Annotated in this window: 12 protein-coding genes; 3 read left to right on the top strand and 9 right to left on the bottom strand. The window is 40.0% G+C overall.

Going from position 1 to position 15,072, the window contains the following annotated elements:
• Positions 1-134: 134 nt before the first annotated feature.
• On the bottom strand, positions 135-1,151 hold the full coding sequence (locus tag GO816_RS11655; RefSeq protein ID WP_232336560.1) for a hypothetical protein: 1,017 nt from the start codon (positions 1,149-1,151) through the stop codon (positions 135-137).
• 136 nt (positions 1,152-1,287) lie between these two features.
• Between GO816_RS11655 and GO816_RS11650 the strand changes: the two genes are divergently transcribed.
• Positions 1,288-1,878 (top strand): hypothetical protein, encoded by a 591-nt coding sequence (locus GO816_RS11650; protein ID WP_157542108.1) that lies wholly within the window; start codon positions 1,288-1,290, stop codon positions 1,876-1,878.
• A gap of 65 nt (positions 1,879-1,943) precedes the next feature.
• Here the strand turns inward: GO816_RS11650 and GO816_RS11645 are convergent, their stop codons facing one another.
• Positions 1,944-3,500, bottom strand: a complete 1,557-nt coding sequence (locus tag GO816_RS11645; protein ID WP_157542107.1) for a TPM domain-containing protein — start codon at positions 3,498-3,500, stop codon at positions 1,944-1,946.
• Between the two features lie 110 nt (positions 3,501-3,610).
• On the opposite strand from GO816_RS11645, the gene GO816_RS11640 reads away from it, so the two are divergent.
• On the top strand, positions 3,611-4,237 hold the full coding sequence (locus GO816_RS11640; RefSeq protein WP_157542106.1) for a hypothetical protein: 627 nt from the start codon (positions 3,611-3,613) through the stop codon (positions 4,235-4,237).
• A gap of 24 nt (positions 4,238-4,261) precedes the next feature.
• On the opposite strand, the gene GO816_RS11635 is transcribed toward GO816_RS11640, so the two are convergent.
• From GO816_RS11635 to GO816_RS11620, 4 genes are read right to left on the bottom strand one after another with little or no spacing between them, the layout of a single operon-like run.
• Entirely contained in the window at positions 4,262-4,501 is a 240-nt protein-coding gene (locus GO816_RS11635; RefSeq protein WP_157542105.1) for a hypothetical protein, read from the bottom strand.
• Positions 4,502-4,510: 9 nt separating this feature from the next.
• Complete coding sequence (locus tag GO816_RS11630; protein WP_157542104.1) at positions 4,511-5,512, bottom strand: SPFH domain-containing protein; 1,002 nt, start codon at positions 5,510-5,512, stop codon at positions 4,511-4,513.
• Between the two features lies 1 nt (position 5,513).
• The gene (locus GO816_RS11625) at positions 5,514-6,827 is read right to left on the bottom strand and encodes a hypothetical protein (protein WP_157542103.1); all 1,314 of its coding nucleotides are present in this window, start codon (positions 6,825-6,827) and stop codon (positions 5,514-5,516) included.
• A 59-nt stretch (positions 6,828-6,886) separates the two neighbouring features.
• A complete protein-coding gene (locus GO816_RS11620; protein ID WP_157542102.1) occupies positions 6,887-8,104 on the bottom strand; it encodes a hypothetical protein in 1,218 nt (405 codons plus the stop codon).
• A gap of 206 nt (positions 8,105-8,310) precedes the next feature.
• Between GO816_RS11620 and GO816_RS11615 the strand changes: the two genes are divergently transcribed.
• Positions 8,311-8,847, top strand: coding sequence for a lipocalin family protein (locus GO816_RS11615; RefSeq protein WP_157542101.1), 537 nt, complete (start codon positions 8,311-8,313; stop codon positions 8,845-8,847).
• 31 nt (positions 8,848-8,878) lie between these two features.
• Here the strand turns inward: GO816_RS11615 and GO816_RS11610 are convergent, their stop codons facing one another.
• From GO816_RS11610 to GO816_RS11600, 3 genes are all read right to left on the bottom strand, one after another.
• Positions 8,879-10,621, bottom strand: a complete 1,743-nt coding sequence (locus GO816_RS11610; protein ID WP_157542100.1) for an amidohydrolase family protein — start codon at positions 10,619-10,621, stop codon at positions 8,879-8,881.
• Between the two features lie 124 nt (positions 10,622-10,745).
• Positions 10,746-11,753, bottom strand: coding sequence for a DUF6268 family outer membrane beta-barrel protein (locus GO816_RS11605; RefSeq protein WP_157542099.1), 1,008 nt, complete (start codon positions 11,751-11,753; stop codon positions 10,746-10,748).
• A gap of 142 nt (positions 11,754-11,895) precedes the next feature.
• A complete protein-coding gene (locus GO816_RS11600) occupies positions 11,896-15,009 on the bottom strand; it encodes an efflux RND transporter permease subunit (protein WP_157542098.1) in 3,114 nt (1,037 codons plus the stop codon).
• Positions 15,010-15,072: the final 63 nt, after the last annotated feature.

Raw genomic sequence — 15,072 nt, 5'->3', positions numbered from 1 at the left:
GGCGCATTTCCAAGAAAGGCTTGAAGCTTTAATAAGGGGGGAATAAAACGAGAAACCCAACTTTCCCGATATAGGATAAAGTTGGGTCTCTCATAATGATGCTAATGGGACGAAGTACTTGACTGCCGGCTTTATTACTTTATATTATTGTTTGCCGTTGTGTTCATTATGCTGTAAAACTCTTTAATAAAACGATCAATGCTTTTTTCGCGGAATAGTGAAGCAACGGTAAGCGGAACTTCCTTATTATTCTTTTCAGGAAGAACGAATATGAGGTTTACCGATGTTCGCACATAAATCAAATTCACCGTGTGACGTATGGTTTGTATGCCGGCATAGTTTACAAAGCTGTACTCTTTGTGTAAAAAGCTAAACAGGCCTGTACGCTTCACCGTTCCGTTTTGAGGGTCAAATAAAAACTGTGTAAAGGCTGCATTGATAAACACCAGGCCAAATAAAAACAACAGGCCAATGCAAAAGAGTATAGCTATGAGGCTATCGGCAGGTATTGTAAACAGCCATATGCCTATACCAATCAAAATTATGCCTGTTATCAATGCTCCAATTTTATTGCTTTTCACAGCGTACACACTCCCTTTAAGCTCAAAGTATTTGTAAGACGTAATTGGTTCGGTAACAAAGTCGGCGGGGCTATCGTATTTTTCCAGATAGCCGTGTATTATTGGTACAGCCTCTTCCACAAAAGCTATAGCGTTAGGGTCGTCGTTTTTAGTATAAGCCGATGAAACGACAATGCCTTTACCGTATCTTGAATTTTTACGGAACAAACTGTAATTGTAGCTGCCCGTAGTAATGCCGCTTACCACATCAATGCCATGCAGCTGTGCAAACGGAATATTTTTGGTAGGTATAAATCCCATAAACATTTTGCGCATGCGGGCCTGTCGGTTATCAAATTCAATATAAGTGTTGGCGGCACCCCAAAACAGTACTACTATAAGCAGTATGAGTAACACAATGGGCATTGATTGGCTTATGGAAACATTTTGAGTACTGGTATACATGTATAAAAGGCCAATACCTAAAATGGCCATTATTGGTACGAAAATGTAAAATACACCGGTTGGGTATATGATAACGCGTTCAGGTTCAATTTTCCAGCGTGTTTTTGCCAGGCTTTTTAATGACATGAGGTTGTTGTGTTGATTTATGCACTCAACAACGTTGAACAGATGATAGTTTGCAGGATAGTTGCTTAGCGGTTAAAAACATTTTGTTTGACTGCTGTTTATACTAAAAAAATATTAAAAATTATACATCACTTAAATGCGCTTACAAATTTCTTTATCGTTATTGATGTTAGCATCAGGCTTGCAAGTCATAGCCCAAACACCAAAGCTGTCAGTTAACGTTCCGGCAAATATGAAGCAGTTTGTAACTAAAGGATACGAAGTACTTGATATTACCAAAGGTGATCTTAACCGCGATGCTTACACTGATGCTGTTATGGTGCTGTACAAAAAAGGCGAAGAAAAGACATCGAACGTTATTGACAATCCGGAAAAGAGGCCGTTACTTATATTACTAGGGCAGGCCAATAAAACTTACAAGATTGCAAACCGTAGCGATAACGCAGTATACTGTGTTGACTGCGGCGGTCAAATGGGTGATCCCTTTACCGGCATAACTATAAAAAACGGCTACTTTTCGGTTGAGCATTACGGGGGATCAGGCCAACGCTGGACGCGCATTATAACTTTTAAATACAATCCGGCCGCAAAAAATTGGTTATTGCATAAAGACGGTCATGAATACTTTCGTGCCACCGAACCTGAAAAGGTTGAATCAAAAATAGAAACGGTGAAAAACTTTGGAAAAGTTCCCTTTGAAAAATTTAATATCTACAAAGAGCGTTAATATACACTGATAGTAGAAGGTATTAGATTCGATGAGGATGCGTACATAAAAAGTCCGTAAACACATTACCAGCTTCCTCCTGCGCCGCCTCCGCCCGTGCTGCCGCCTCCCCAGCTACTTCCTGATGAGGAGGAACTACTACTGCTGCCGGAGCTGGATGATAACGAACTACTAGACGATTTTACCAGCATCGGCAATGTAATAAACTCAATAAAATGCTCATAGTTGCAGTTACGGCATAAGCGTACACGTTTTGCTTTTCCAGCACGTGTGTAAGTGGCCCTTTGTTCGGTAATTTCAAGTGGTTTAGAAAAAGTTCTGAAACTACAGTTAGGGCAAGGCTCAAAGTCATCATAACAGTAGCCGTGGTTGGTTACTAGTTTTACTGTTTTTCTATCTTTTTGCAGCCATATGTCGTAAACCATGCTGCCTAATTGCTCTTCCTTTAACTGACCGGCAGATAAGTGAGTTGAAGCCTTTTTTTCTTCATCGCGGTTTAGCCGCTGCATTGGCTGGCCATTATCATCAACAAGTGGCTGTACGCGTTTGCCAATTTGCGTGTCTTTGTAGTACTGTATAAGCAACCAAATAATTGATAGGGGCGACAGTATAATTTGCCACCACGCCTTACGGTAAAAAGCCTGGCTTTGTTGTAAAAAATTAACATCGTCTACATAACCTCTGCGCATTTTGTTTAGCACGCCTAAGTGCGCAAAAAGTATATAAAGCATGCATATTATTATTCCTATTGTTAGAATAGAATCTGTAAATACCTTGAACAGATCACCAATGTGACCGGTTACAAAAACAATTAACAAAAACAGCAATGTTATAATTGTTATGGATACTCCAAACCAAACAGCGATGTCAGAATACAGGTTTACAGTATGAATGCGGTTTTTAGGGATTTTAGCTTTTACCTTGTTTAATTGTAAGCCTGCAGCAATAGTCAATGAAAGAATAGTGAAAAATGCAATGAACTTTGTAGAAACGCCATCATCGTTAACGCTCCGCTTTTGCAATAGCAAATCCAGTTCTTTCTTATTTGCTGGCTGTTGTAAATAGGCGCTAATCACTTCCATTGAACTCAATACACCTTTGCCGTATTTTTCGGCCTTGAATGCCGGGACCAATGTGCGGCTTCCAATTTTTGATAACATTTCATCCGGTAGTAAACCCTCCAGGCCATATCCCGTTATAAAACGGTATTGCCTGGTGTTGGTTGCTATGAATAGTAAAAGACCATTGTTTGCCTGCCTTTTGCCAATACCCCATTTTCGAAACAGCTCCGTAGCAAATTTGAAGTCATCAGCCTGCTCATCAAAATTGTTTATGATAACCACAGATGCTTCAACACCTAGTTTCTTGTCCAGTATTGTAAGTAACCGGTTCAAACTGTCAGTTTCGCTTGGTTCAATCAAACTTTGAGGATCGCTGATATAGCCACTGCCATTAGTTTTAGGGTTAGGTACCTGGTCAGCCGAATTATATAGATTGTTTTGTATCGAATAGGATGGAGACGTTACAAGCAAAAACGTAAAGGTCAGTAAAACGCATAAAAGGTAGCTTGATTTACTTTTTGAGAAGTACCAATTTTTATGATTTACCTTGTTAGACGGCATTATGATGGGCTTTAATTATTTTAAAATCCTAAACGTTACAGCTAATATCTTCTTGCTCTACAAACAAATGTTGTTTAAAATGTTTTATGGCTAAAAGTTAATATTGTTGAATGAACACACTTTTGGGTATACCGCAAATTATTAAGATAAAAGCAACTTCGCTTTTATTACTGGCTATAATTTTTTCCGGAGCAGTATGTGCTCAAATCGGAACGTACCAAAGGAAAATAGCGAACGGCGCATACAGCGTAATTTCATTTGATAAAACAGGAAGTAAGGTAAATGCAGAGATTTTTACCTGGTGGAATACACATAACGGTCAAATGGGTTACTATGCAGGCACGGGAATACTTAAGAACAACACCTGCACCTTGCAAAGCGTTGAAAATGATCCTGACTGCAAAGTTACACTGGCTATGATAGGCAACAAGTTAAATGCAAAGTTTTCTGATTGTGCCACCGACCATTTGACCGAAGATTTCAACGGCTTGTATATAAAGTTTACCAATGCTGTAGCGGGCGACTATTTGGTAACAGCCGCAAAAGCATATTTTTATAAAAAGCCGAATGCGACCACTAAGCTTAAGGCTTATGTGTTGAAAGGCGATAAGGTTACACTTGATATGGACCGCATAGCGGCCAGCAAAAATGAATGGCTTTATGTGTATTTTACGAACAAAGCCGGAAAGGAAACCTCAGGCTACATCAAAATGGATGATTTAAAGTTGGTTAAATAAGCATAAAGTACGCTTAGCCTGCAATTAAGCTTTTGGATGGGCACGGTTGCCTACTTTATTGTTATAATTTCGGTTGGTATTTTTCAAAAAAGCACCATACACAACAATCAATACTAGGGAAGTAACGCCTAATATTGCCAGTGTAATGCTACTTCTTGCAATTGTTTCAAAGCTCAAAATCTTAATATCCCATACACGTAAAATCAGCAAGCCAACAAATGCAAGTGTAATAAGGGCAGCAAGTATTCCTATCAATGTTTTCATGGTATTTAATTAAAGCTTATCCAGCCATTCTTTTTTCTTGTTGTCAAACTCTTCCTGGGTAATAATACCTTCGTCAAGCAGTAGCTTCAATTGCTTTAACTTAGATACCACATCTGTTGATTGAGCGTTAAGATGTTCATCTTTAGCTGTGTTAAACGTTTTACCTAAATCCATACCTACACCAAGTTGTAAACCAGCACCTGCTAAGCCGCCTTCATTACGTGCGGCATCACGTAGGGCCTTCAACTTTTCCATTTCTACGTAAGTTAAACCTCCTTCGCCTGCAGCCATGGCTTCAGCAGTAATGTTGGCTACCTTACCTATGCGCTCTTTTGTTGCGTCATCAAAAATGGTCCCGTTTAATTTAAAGTCAGTTAACTCAAAGCCAAGTTTGTCAAGTTCGGCATTCAGTTGTGCTTTAATACTAGCTGAAAGTACTGGTAGTTGCGCATCAATTTGCTGATAAGACACACCACTTTGAGCTAAAACTGCCGATAAGCTTTCGGGGAAACGGCTTTGTAGCAACAGTCGGGCTTCTAAAATAGTAAATGTGTCTTTTGCGCCAACAACGTTTGAAAACAAATAAAGCGGGTTTGATATACGAAACGAGAAGGTACCATTAGCACCCAATTCTACCGGAATTTTATAAACCGGATCCATGTACTTTATCATTTGCGCTGTTCCCCAGCCCTGATTAACATTTTCGGCCGTACGATAAAACCAGATCTTTAATTTATGCTCACTTTCAAAGTTGGTACGCAATTTCAATAACGTTGTTATGAACGGATGATTATCGGTTTCGAGATCATAAATACCTTCGGTGGACAAATTGTCGGTGACTTTACCTTCGTAAACCAAAATAGCACCCTGCCCGGGAGATATAATCAGTTTACTGGCATTTTTAATCTCATCTTTTTCAGATGGAAATTTCCAAACCAGCATATCCGGCTGCTGATTGTTCCATTCTATTACCTGTGAGAGCTGATTTCTAAAAAAGCTTCCGATGCCCATATTAGTTGATTATTTTAAATTCGTTTACTGTCTTACCTTTCATGTCAGTAACGTACACTGCCTCATAAGTTTCAAGCATAAACCCTTTACTGTATTTGTAGGCTTCACGGTCTATTGATTTGTCCAATTCAATTGGTTTTGTAAATATAATTCGCCCATCAGGCACAGAAAGGCACTGAACCTTAACATTTGAATTTGCCGCAGCTGTTGCTTTGTACATAATTAACACATATTGGTTGTCGCTGTATAATACCTCTGGCGAAAAATAGAGTCTTCCGGGCGTTAAATCTTTGTAGCTTATGACGTATTTCTCGCCTTGCCTAAAATCTGACACAGTATTTCTGCCGAAGAAAGAATCGTCGTTTTTTTGAAAAAAGGGACGGGTATTAGGGCCGCCTTTGTTGTCTTTTTGCGTATACATCATTAGCTTGATAGGTTCGTCGGGGAAATCATCACTTTTTTCACTAAATAAAAAGTAAGTCCTTGTTTTGGCGCCGGGTTCTCTCTTTTCAAGTGCGCGTTCAGCAGGGTATATTTCCTTTTCCGTGTAAACCTTATCGGCAATTGGAAAGTAAGTCCGGTTCTTTCCATCATTAGTCACCAGTTTCAATCCATCACCCCAGCTGGTTCCAATAAATTCAACTTGAGCAATACCCGCTGCTAAGTCTTCATGATGCGTGAAAAAATCGGCCGGTACATTAACCAGGCGCGTGTTGGTCTTATCTATTTTATATAATATACTTTTATTACCTATTGCATAGATATCGCCATTTTGAAATATACTGAAATCGGCATTATTGAGCCTTTCCTGCGGCAATTCAGTTAATCTTTGCTTACTAAGTTCCTTACTATTTAACGCATTATAAAAAGCAATGTAGTTGCCCGATTTTTGTTTCTTATCATCATTATTATAATCACGAAATCCCATTATCGCAATAACCGGTACGCCTGCGGTATTTTCAAATGCAACAACTTCTCTGTCGCTCCAGCGAAAGCTGTCATCGCTTTCGGTGGTAAGTGGTATTACAGAATTACTTGTGTTAGAATGACCGGAAGTAAACAGCCGGGGAATTATAATTGCCGCCACAAAGAAAATTATGACAACACTAAATATAACGAGTATTGATTTTGAGTTTGGAGATGAGGCGTTTGAGGGCTGATTTTTGTAATTTATATTATGATTGATAGTTATATCATCATTATCTAAAAAATATTCTGTGTTACAGTTATGGCACCTAAAATAGTCTGGTCTGAGTTCGGCCTTTTGTGTTGAACCACATTTGGGGCACTGAATTGCTTTAATTTCTTTTGCCATGAATTTAATAAGGTATACGTTGTTAGTAACAGCAAATAAGTTTTTTAGTTTAAAGCTAGTTATTCTGTACGTCCCAACTGGTAGTTATTAATCAGTTTGCCTTCATTGGATGCTACTATTACCCCATGAGCATAATCTGCCTCCTCATCTTTACGATACTCAATGGCAAAGCCCTGCTTACATTTGGTGGCGCTGTATAAGTAATACCTATCTGGTGGTAATGCCCAGTTAAGTTTACCGCTTTGCACATTAATGCTTTGTATAGAAATGGGAGAGTTGTTGGCCGCTGTAGTATTCACTTTGATGAGTAAATTTTCTTTATCCTGATAAAGAATCTCGGGATTAAAATACTTCCTGCCGGGTGTTAGGTCGCGCTGGGTTAGCTTTGCTGTTTTAGACGAGTAGCGGTTTTCAATCAGTTGATTATACTTGTTATCATCTGTCCAACTACCCAGGTAACCAAAGCTAAAATAAAACCTGTCAAACTTCGATTCCCAAACTTTGTTTGCTTCCTCATCACTACTTACAAGCACTTTTAAGGTAGGAAAATAGTGAAAGCTTGTACCCTCATTGTTCATGATGTTGATCATGGGCTTGGAGTAATCAAACTCAATTTGCGCAATGCCTGAGCTTAACTGAGGAAAGCCATCAAACAAACGGCTTGTTATATCGGTAATTTGATTGCTGCGCGTATCTAAATGAAAAATGGTGGTGTTGCAGCCAATAGCATAAGTCATATCAGGCCGAAACGTTTTGAACCTGAGGTCGCATTTTAAGCTTTTACGGTAATCACCGTCCATAACCCTGTCTTCAATAATCTTCCCGGTAGCAGCGTTAACATATTGCGTATGCATTTCAAACTCACTTTTACCATTATCACTGTAAGTTTGATCGGCCCCGATGCGAAGATATATAGGGTCGCCCGTGGCAGTATTTTCATAAACTACATTACTGTAGTGCATACGTGGCGTTTTGAAATTGGTGTAGCTACTGTATGATTTTTCTTTCTTAGGACTAAACACCATTACGGCAACAAATGCTATGACTATGAATGCAATGGTGCCTATCAAAATGTAAATGGGCAATTTACTGTTCGACTCCGTTGTATTGACGTATTGTTGATTTTGCCTTGTATGGTGATGATAAATGTGTACGTCATCACTATCCAGAAAGTACTCGGTGCCGCAATTTTCACAACGATAAAAGTCTGGCTTGACTTCTGTTTTTTGCACACTGCCGCAATGCGGGCACTTAATTGCTTTGATATCTTTAGCCATTTGCCTCATAACATATAATAGCTATGATGGGTTTTAACAATACGGCCAGAGTCGTTAAAATAATAATCTAACACCCATTCAAGTTTATGAGCAAGGCTTAGCATTATAAATTGCTTTTTGGCAACATGCATCGGCCAATACAAATGTTGCTGTAAAATAAAACAGAATTTTACAGCATAGGTTACTTGCAGTAAAGGGATTTTTGTATGAAGAACAAAATATATCTTCTGGCAGGTTTAGCCGGACTCACTGTACTCGGTATAAAGCTTTCCTCATGTGTTTCCATACCTAAGGGTGCTACGGCGGTTAAACCGTTTAATGAACAAGAGTATCTTGGAACATGGTACGAAATTGCAAGGATGGATTTTAAATTTGAGAAGGGATTATCAGAGGTCACTGCAAATTACTCAATGAATGATGACGGTACTATTAAGGTAACGAACCGCGGATTTAAGGATAAAGACCAGGAATGGAAAGAAAGCATAGGCAAGGCTAAATTTGTGAAATCTCCAGACGAAGCAAGACTTAAGGTTTCGTTTTTTGGACCGTTTTATGCAGGTTATAATGTTATTGCCCTTGATGATGACTACAAATACGCTTTGATTGCCGGCAACAACCTTAAATACTTGTGGCTGCTATCAAGAGAGAAAAGCATGCCCGATTATATAAAGCAACGTTACCTTGAACATGCAAAAGCACTAGGCTATGATACAGCTAAGTTAATATGGACTAAGCATAATTAGCTATAATGAAGATCAAAAAATGGGTTATATATCAATTTGGATTGATGACCCATTCGCCCTTAACAACAGTATTTATTTGCTTCAAATTTCTGATATCAAGTAATGGATTAGCGTTTAATATCACAACATCAGACTGTTTGCCTTTTTCAATACTTCCAGCCAATGTGTGAGTTTTCATTACAGTGGCTGGAACTATAGTAGCACTGCGTATTGCCTGTAAAGGGCTCATGCCTGCGTTCACGTAATTATTAAGTTCATCAGCAATGGTACCTTCGTTATCAGTACCGGCTACTATCGGTATACCGTAATCAAAAAGTAGCTTTACTATCTTACTGTAATAAGGCAGTTTTACGTCGCCGGTTAAATTATAAACATTTAAAGTAGGGTCGACATATATTCTTTGAGATAGCAGGGTTTCAAGAAGGGATTTGTTGTCCTCTTTTAAATTGCCGCCCCACTTAAGGCTATTCATAAAATAGTGAACATGACTTATGCTGTTCATACCATTATTTATAAATGAACTTAATGTATAGCCGAAAGGTAAGTGACCAACTACCGGCATGTTATACTTAGAAGCCTCTTTAACAATCGTATTAAAATCATTTTTTTTAACGTATGTATACACCTTAATCTGATTAAAACCGGCGTCATAATATCGTTTTATATTCTTTTCAATCTCTTGTTTACTGCTGGCGAAAACAGTTCCTAAGCTGTTTTCCGATTTTCCGTCTATTAGCCCGGCGCTATAAACATGCGGTATAAAACTATCTGGCGAATTTGCTTGCTTAAGGAGCAAAACAGAATTGTCAAATTCGTTACCCATATCTCTAACCGAAGTAACGCCCGATAGTAGCTCCTTTTTCAAATATTCGGGGTGAAAGAGATGTGCATGCATATTCCATAACCCGGGTATAATGTATTTACCTGTTGCGTCTATAAGTTTAGCGTTGGCAGGAATAGCCGATTTATCATACACGCCAACGTAGCTTATTTTACCATCTTTTAATACCAGTAAGCTATTGGTAATCACGTTCCCATTATCAACCACATCAATAATGTTTCCTCCTGTGATAGCTATAACCTTATGTTGCTGACCCTTCAAGCTTTTATTGCTTAAAACTGTATTGAGCAGAACGCTGTTGGATTTTTGATTAAGATCAGAGAAGAAGCGTTCGTACTTTGCGTCGATAACTTCTCTTTTATCTCCTTCAGAGTCGCAGTAGCTCAAAAAAACAGCGTTGTTTTGAGCATCCAGCCAAAGTAGTTCATCTAATCCGCTATTAATTTTATATACGTTTAGTTTACTTCCTTCAAGTTGATTATTCTCAAAATCAAGTAACTCAATACTAATTTTGGCACCTGTTAAAGCGTTGATAATAAATTGCGGCTTGCCTTGTTGTTTCCAAAAATCAATCAGTGATTTCCTCAATGCAATGGAGCCATTGTTGGTTAAAGGAAAGCCATTTTTGATAGTAACGGTAGTATCTATACTTTCCGTTTTAAACCGAGATGTGTTACCTTTAGAAGAGTATTTGATACCGCCAGTTGTGAACGATATACTTGCGCTTAGCTTCATTACTGTACCCCGATCTTTAGTCTCAATCTGAGTGGAGAGATCAGTCAAGTCGCCTGGAGTACTGAAGCGGACAACTTCTTTACCAATGCTCTTTTCAAGCTTGTAAACGTTATACTGTTTTATTGATTGGGCGGTTGTTGTAAGAAACGAAATGATTAACGCTGTAGTAAATCTGAGGGCCAATAATTTATTCTTCATCCTGATTAATTACTTCAATAATAAGTAAAAGAGTCAAACTCCTAAAAGCCGCATTGAAAAATGTGCAACAATGCTTGCGAAGTTTGTCGCAAAAGCAGGTTGTTCCACATAATTAAACACATTACTATAAAAATGGTAATACAGAGACTGAGAAGCTACCGAAGAACGATGGATTTACCTTATTGCGCAAAAAGTAGTCATTAGCTTTTGAGTTTACTTCAAACTCGCGCGATTGAAGATTGGTTAAAAATCCAGCGTTCAGTCCAAAAATAAACTTTTTCGCAAAACGATATTCAATGCCAGGGCCGGTTTTAAGGTCAATGGTACTAAAGTTTCCGTCTTGTGGAATACCAGGCTGGTTGTGCCTGAAAAAGGCAATGGAGCCTGATAGTGATGTACCTAATGTTGCCCATAATTTCGGCGAAATGCCTTTGCGCAATGTTAATTGCTGTGGCAAGTTTACGTTAAGCTCTAAGTCATTGTTTAACTTACGCCAGTAAGTAAAAAACGGTACAACGGGTACATTGATAGATGGATCAATATTTATAAAAAGGCCTACGCTTGTGCGCACTTTAGGCGTTTGCTTAAGCGAAAATATTACAGCGCCCAGGTAACTGAGCTTTTGTATTGAACTGGCCCTGCTGGTAACGCCCGATATGCTGGCTGAATAAACAACCTGATGCCCGAACAGTGAATCGACACGTAGGAAGGTACCAGTAAACCCAACCGTAAACTTGTTGAATACTTTGCCCTCCAAATCAGGCAAATTAGGTTGATAAGGCGTGATATTGCTTAAGTGAAAACGCTGCTGAAAAGCGCTGAATGTAGCACTAATGCTGTTTTTGCCCCATTGATGCACAGGTACGTTAAATAAGGCGCTAGTTCGCAATACCTGCATTGTGCCATCAAATATTTTATTGCCGTGCACAAAGTTTTCAATATTGCTTCCGGAGGTAACATCGGTAGTGATGGAGGCTTGCCTCAAAGCAGGGTTGCGTATGGCGGCTTCTATAAGATAAACGTTCTTAATTGAATCCATCATACGTTTACGGTATGCATCGGCTTGGCTTTGTGCAAACGCGCTATTGGTCAAAATAAAAAACAGGAGAATGTAGTTGTTATAAATTTTCATGTGGTGAAGGTAGGGTTGAAGTAAGACCGGAAAAAGCAGGCATGGCAAGCCCCTGTGGCCCTCAGGGCGGGCAGGTAAGCCTATTGTTACCCGCCTGCCTTTAGCCGGTCTGTGTTTATTTAAGTATTAAGTAAAGGGATTTTTAAATTGCCGGTTGAACGGTGTTTTGTTTTTTAGAAAAACGGACTTTCAACTTCTCAATTATGAGGTACATGGCCGGCACTACAAATAAGGTTAAAATCATGGAGCTGGTTAAGCCACCAATAATTACCCATGCCATACCGTTTTTAACTTCTGAGCCCGCACCACTTGCAATGGCTATGGGCAACATACCTAATATCATGGCTAGGGTAGTCATTAAAATAGGGCGTAAGCGTTCTTTACCTGCTTCAATCAAGGCATCGACTACGCTACGGCCCTCGGCTTTGAGCTGATTGGTAAAGTCGACGATGAGGATGGCATTTTTTGATACTAAGCCCAAGAGCATAATTACACCAATAATAGAAAATATGTTAAGTGTTTCCATTGACAATGCTAAGGCAAGCAATGCCCCGATAAGCGCAACCGGGATAGAGAAAAGTACTACAAACGGGTAGATAACACTTTCATATAAAGCCACCATAATGAGATAAACCAGTAGTATGGCTATAATCAATGCTAAGGCTAAACTGCCGAAAGCATCGGCCTGATTTTTTACATCACCCAGGTACTCAACAGTTATGCCTTCGGGTATTTTTATTTTTCCGGCTTTTGCTTTAATGTCGTTAGCCACCGTACCGGTAGGCCGACCGGCTACGTTAGAATTTACCGTTATCGAACCCATCCTGTCGCTGCGTTGCAGTACGCTTTCACCCAAACCTTCTTTTACTTCGGCAAACTGGCTTAATACAAAGCTTTTACCATCACTGTTAACAAAATTCAGATTTCGCACATCATTAATATTGGAACGATTGTAACGGTCAAGGCCAATCAAAATATCGTACTCATTGCCCGATTGTTTAAACTTACTTTGATCATTACCGCTAAAGGCGTTTTGTAAAGCTGCACCTACCTGGCCCGCATTTATGCCAAGCAAGGTCATCTTTTCGCGGTTAAGTTTCACCTCAACTTGCGGCTTACGGTCTTTTACCGAAAGTTGCACAAACTGAGTTCCGGGTACGGTTGATACCAATTGCATATATTGCTCGGCTACTGAGCGTACTGCATCTAGGTTAACACCTTTGATAGCAATTTGAATAGGCGCCTGGCTGGCGTTACCGGTAATTGACGTTGGCGAGGCCGTGATTTTGGCACCAGGTATTGCCTCGCTTAACTCACGCTGCATCTTAATGCCAAATTCCTCTGAGGTCATACTGCGCTCTTTGGCATCTTTTAGGCTCACCGTAAGTTCGGCCCGGTTAGCGTTATTACCTGCGCCAACCACACCACCGCTCACAAAGCCAATGCTCGAAAATACCTTATCAACCTCGGCGCGGGCCATTATCTTCTTTTCTACCTGCTGCGTTAGCATATTGGTTTGGTATATTGATGCTGCCGGCTCAAGCTCAAGATTGATGAGTAACTCACCCTGATCGCCTGCCGGAATAAATGATGCTCCGATGAAACCTTTACCAACCAGCATTAATGAGCCAATAATTAGTACAATAACGCCCGACAGTAACCATCGTTTTTTGTGCAGCGCTGTTGCCAGCATTTTGCCATACTGCTCTTTAATTACGTCAATAATATGTTCAAAACCTAAGTTTATTTTGCCCCAGAGTGTGTCTTTACTTAAATGCTCCACGCGGCCAAAACGGCTGGCTAACATAGGCGTAATTGTAAAAGATACGAACAAGCTCATCAAGGTAGAAAATACCACCACCAACGAGAACTCACGTAAGATAGCACCTATTATTCCGCCCGATAAGGCAAGCGGTAAAAATACCACCACATCTACCAGGGTAATAGCCATGGCAGTAAATCCAATTTCGCTACGGCCTTCAATAGCAGCCGTACGCCGGTCTGATCCCATTTCCAAGTGACGATAAATGTTTTCGAGCACTACAATAGAATCATCAACTAAAATACCTACTACTAATGACATAGCCATCAAAGTCATTAGGTTGAGCGAGAAGCCCATGAGCATCATAGCAATAAAAGTTGGTATGATAGAAGAGGGCAGGGCTACCATAACAAACATTGAGCTGCGGAAGCTATGCAGGAAGGCCAGCATAACCACACCAACTATTATTACAGCCAGCACAAGGTCTTCCATTACGGCATCGGCCGATCGCAATGTGTAAGTAGACTGATCACTTGATACGGTGAACTTCAAATTTTGGCTTTTGTACTGCTGCTCAATGCGGGCAAAGCTTTCCTTTATGCCTTTACTTACGTTTACAGCGTTGGCATCTGTTTGCTTAATAACCTGTATACCAATTGATGGTATACCGTTAATATGGTTAATGGCTGTTTCTTTAGCGGTTGCATCAACTACCTCGGCAATGTTGCGCAGGTATATGCTGCCGCTGCCGGGGCGTTGCTGCACAATTAAATTACGTATCTGATCTACCGACGCAACGTTGGCATCATATTGTATAGAAACCTGCTGCTCGCGCGTTTCAATGCTGCCTGCCGGGAATGACTGGTTCGCGTTTCTGACAGCTTCTGTTACCTGGGTAATAGTTAGTCCATAAGCTTTGAGTTTACTTTGGTCAATGTTTACTTGTATTTCGCGTTCATCGCCGCCAATAATATTTACCTGGCCCACACCGCTTACGTTTTGTAATATTGGCCGTAGTTGAAGGTCAACCATATCATACAACGCTTTAGGCGCTAGGTTTGAGGTTACGCCAGCTCTTATAACCGGTACCTCTTCGAGGTTAATTTTATTAACTACAGGGCGGTCAATATCATCCGGTAAATCGTTTTGAGCCTGGTCAGCCTTGCGCTGTATGTCGCGTTCGGCTTTATCAATATCAACGCCGCTTTTAAGCTGTACCACTACCTGCGATACACCTTCTTGTGAGGTAGAGCTTAGCTTATCCAAACCTTCAACAGATGCAAAAGCATCCTCCAGCTTTTTTGTAACAGATGTTTCCACTTCGGCTGCCGAAGCCCCCGGATATACGGTACTTACCGATACCGTTGGAACCTCAATAGTAGGAAGGAGTTTGTAATTGAGTTTGGTATAGCTAAGTGCACCAAACAGTATAAGCACCGTAAATATAACAATGATCAGTAATGGCCGCTTAACGGCTACTTCAGCAATTGACATGGTTGCGTATTTTTATTTGTAAGCACGGCATGTGTTACTTTAACCTTAAAGCCTGCCTGAACT

Source organism: Mucilaginibacter aquatilis (assembly GCF_009755275.1).
In the GTDB taxonomy this organism is placed as follows: Bacteria; Bacteroidota; Bacteroidia; order Sphingobacteriales; family Sphingobacteriaceae; genus Mucilaginibacter; species Mucilaginibacter aquatilis.
This window is presented reverse-complemented; position numbering and strand designations above follow the sequence as displayed.

Excerpts from the sequence above, each read along its gene's own strand:
- GO816_RS11655 (WP_232336560.1), bottom strand. The coding sequence starts at position 1,151 with ATGTCATTAAAAAGCCTGGCAAAAACACGCTGGAAAATTGAACCTGAA.
- GO816_RS11650 (WP_157542108.1), top strand. The coding sequence starts at position 1,288 with ATGCGCTTACAAATTTCTTTATCGTTATTGATGTTAGCATCAGGCTTG.
- GO816_RS11645 (WP_157542107.1), bottom strand. The coding sequence starts at position 3,500 with ATGCCGTCTAACAAGGTAAATCATAAAAATTGGTACTTCTCAAAAAGT.
- GO816_RS11640 (WP_157542106.1), top strand. The coding sequence starts at position 3,611 with ATGAACACACTTTTGGGTATACCGCAAATTATTAAGATAAAAGCAACT.
- GO816_RS11635 (WP_157542105.1), bottom strand. The coding sequence starts at position 4,501 with ATGAAAACATTGATAGGAATACTTGCTGCCCTTATTACACTTGCATTT.
- GO816_RS11630 (WP_157542104.1), bottom strand. The coding sequence starts at position 5,512 with ATGGGCATCGGAAGCTTTTTTAGAAATCAGCTCTCACAGGTAATAGAA.
- GO816_RS11625 (WP_157542103.1), bottom strand. The coding sequence starts at position 6,827 with ATGGCAAAAGAAATTAAAGCAATTCAGTGCCCCAAATGTGGTTCAACA.
- GO816_RS11620 (WP_157542102.1), bottom strand. The coding sequence starts at position 8,104 with ATGGCTAAAGATATCAAAGCAATTAAGTGCCCGCATTGCGGCAGTGTG.
- GO816_RS11615 (WP_157542101.1), top strand. The coding sequence starts at position 8,311 with ATGAAGAACAAAATATATCTTCTGGCAGGTTTAGCCGGACTCACTGTA.
- GO816_RS11610 (WP_157542100.1), bottom strand. The coding sequence starts at position 10,621 with ATGAAGAATAAATTATTGGCCCTCAGATTTACTACAGCGTTAATCATT.
- GO816_RS11605 (WP_157542099.1), bottom strand. The coding sequence starts at position 11,753 with ATGAAAATTTATAACAACTACATTCTCCTGTTTTTTATTTTGACCAAT.
- GO816_RS11600 (WP_157542098.1), bottom strand. The coding sequence starts at position 15,009 with ATGTCAATTGCTGAAGTAGCCGTTAAGCGGCCATTACTGATCATTGTT.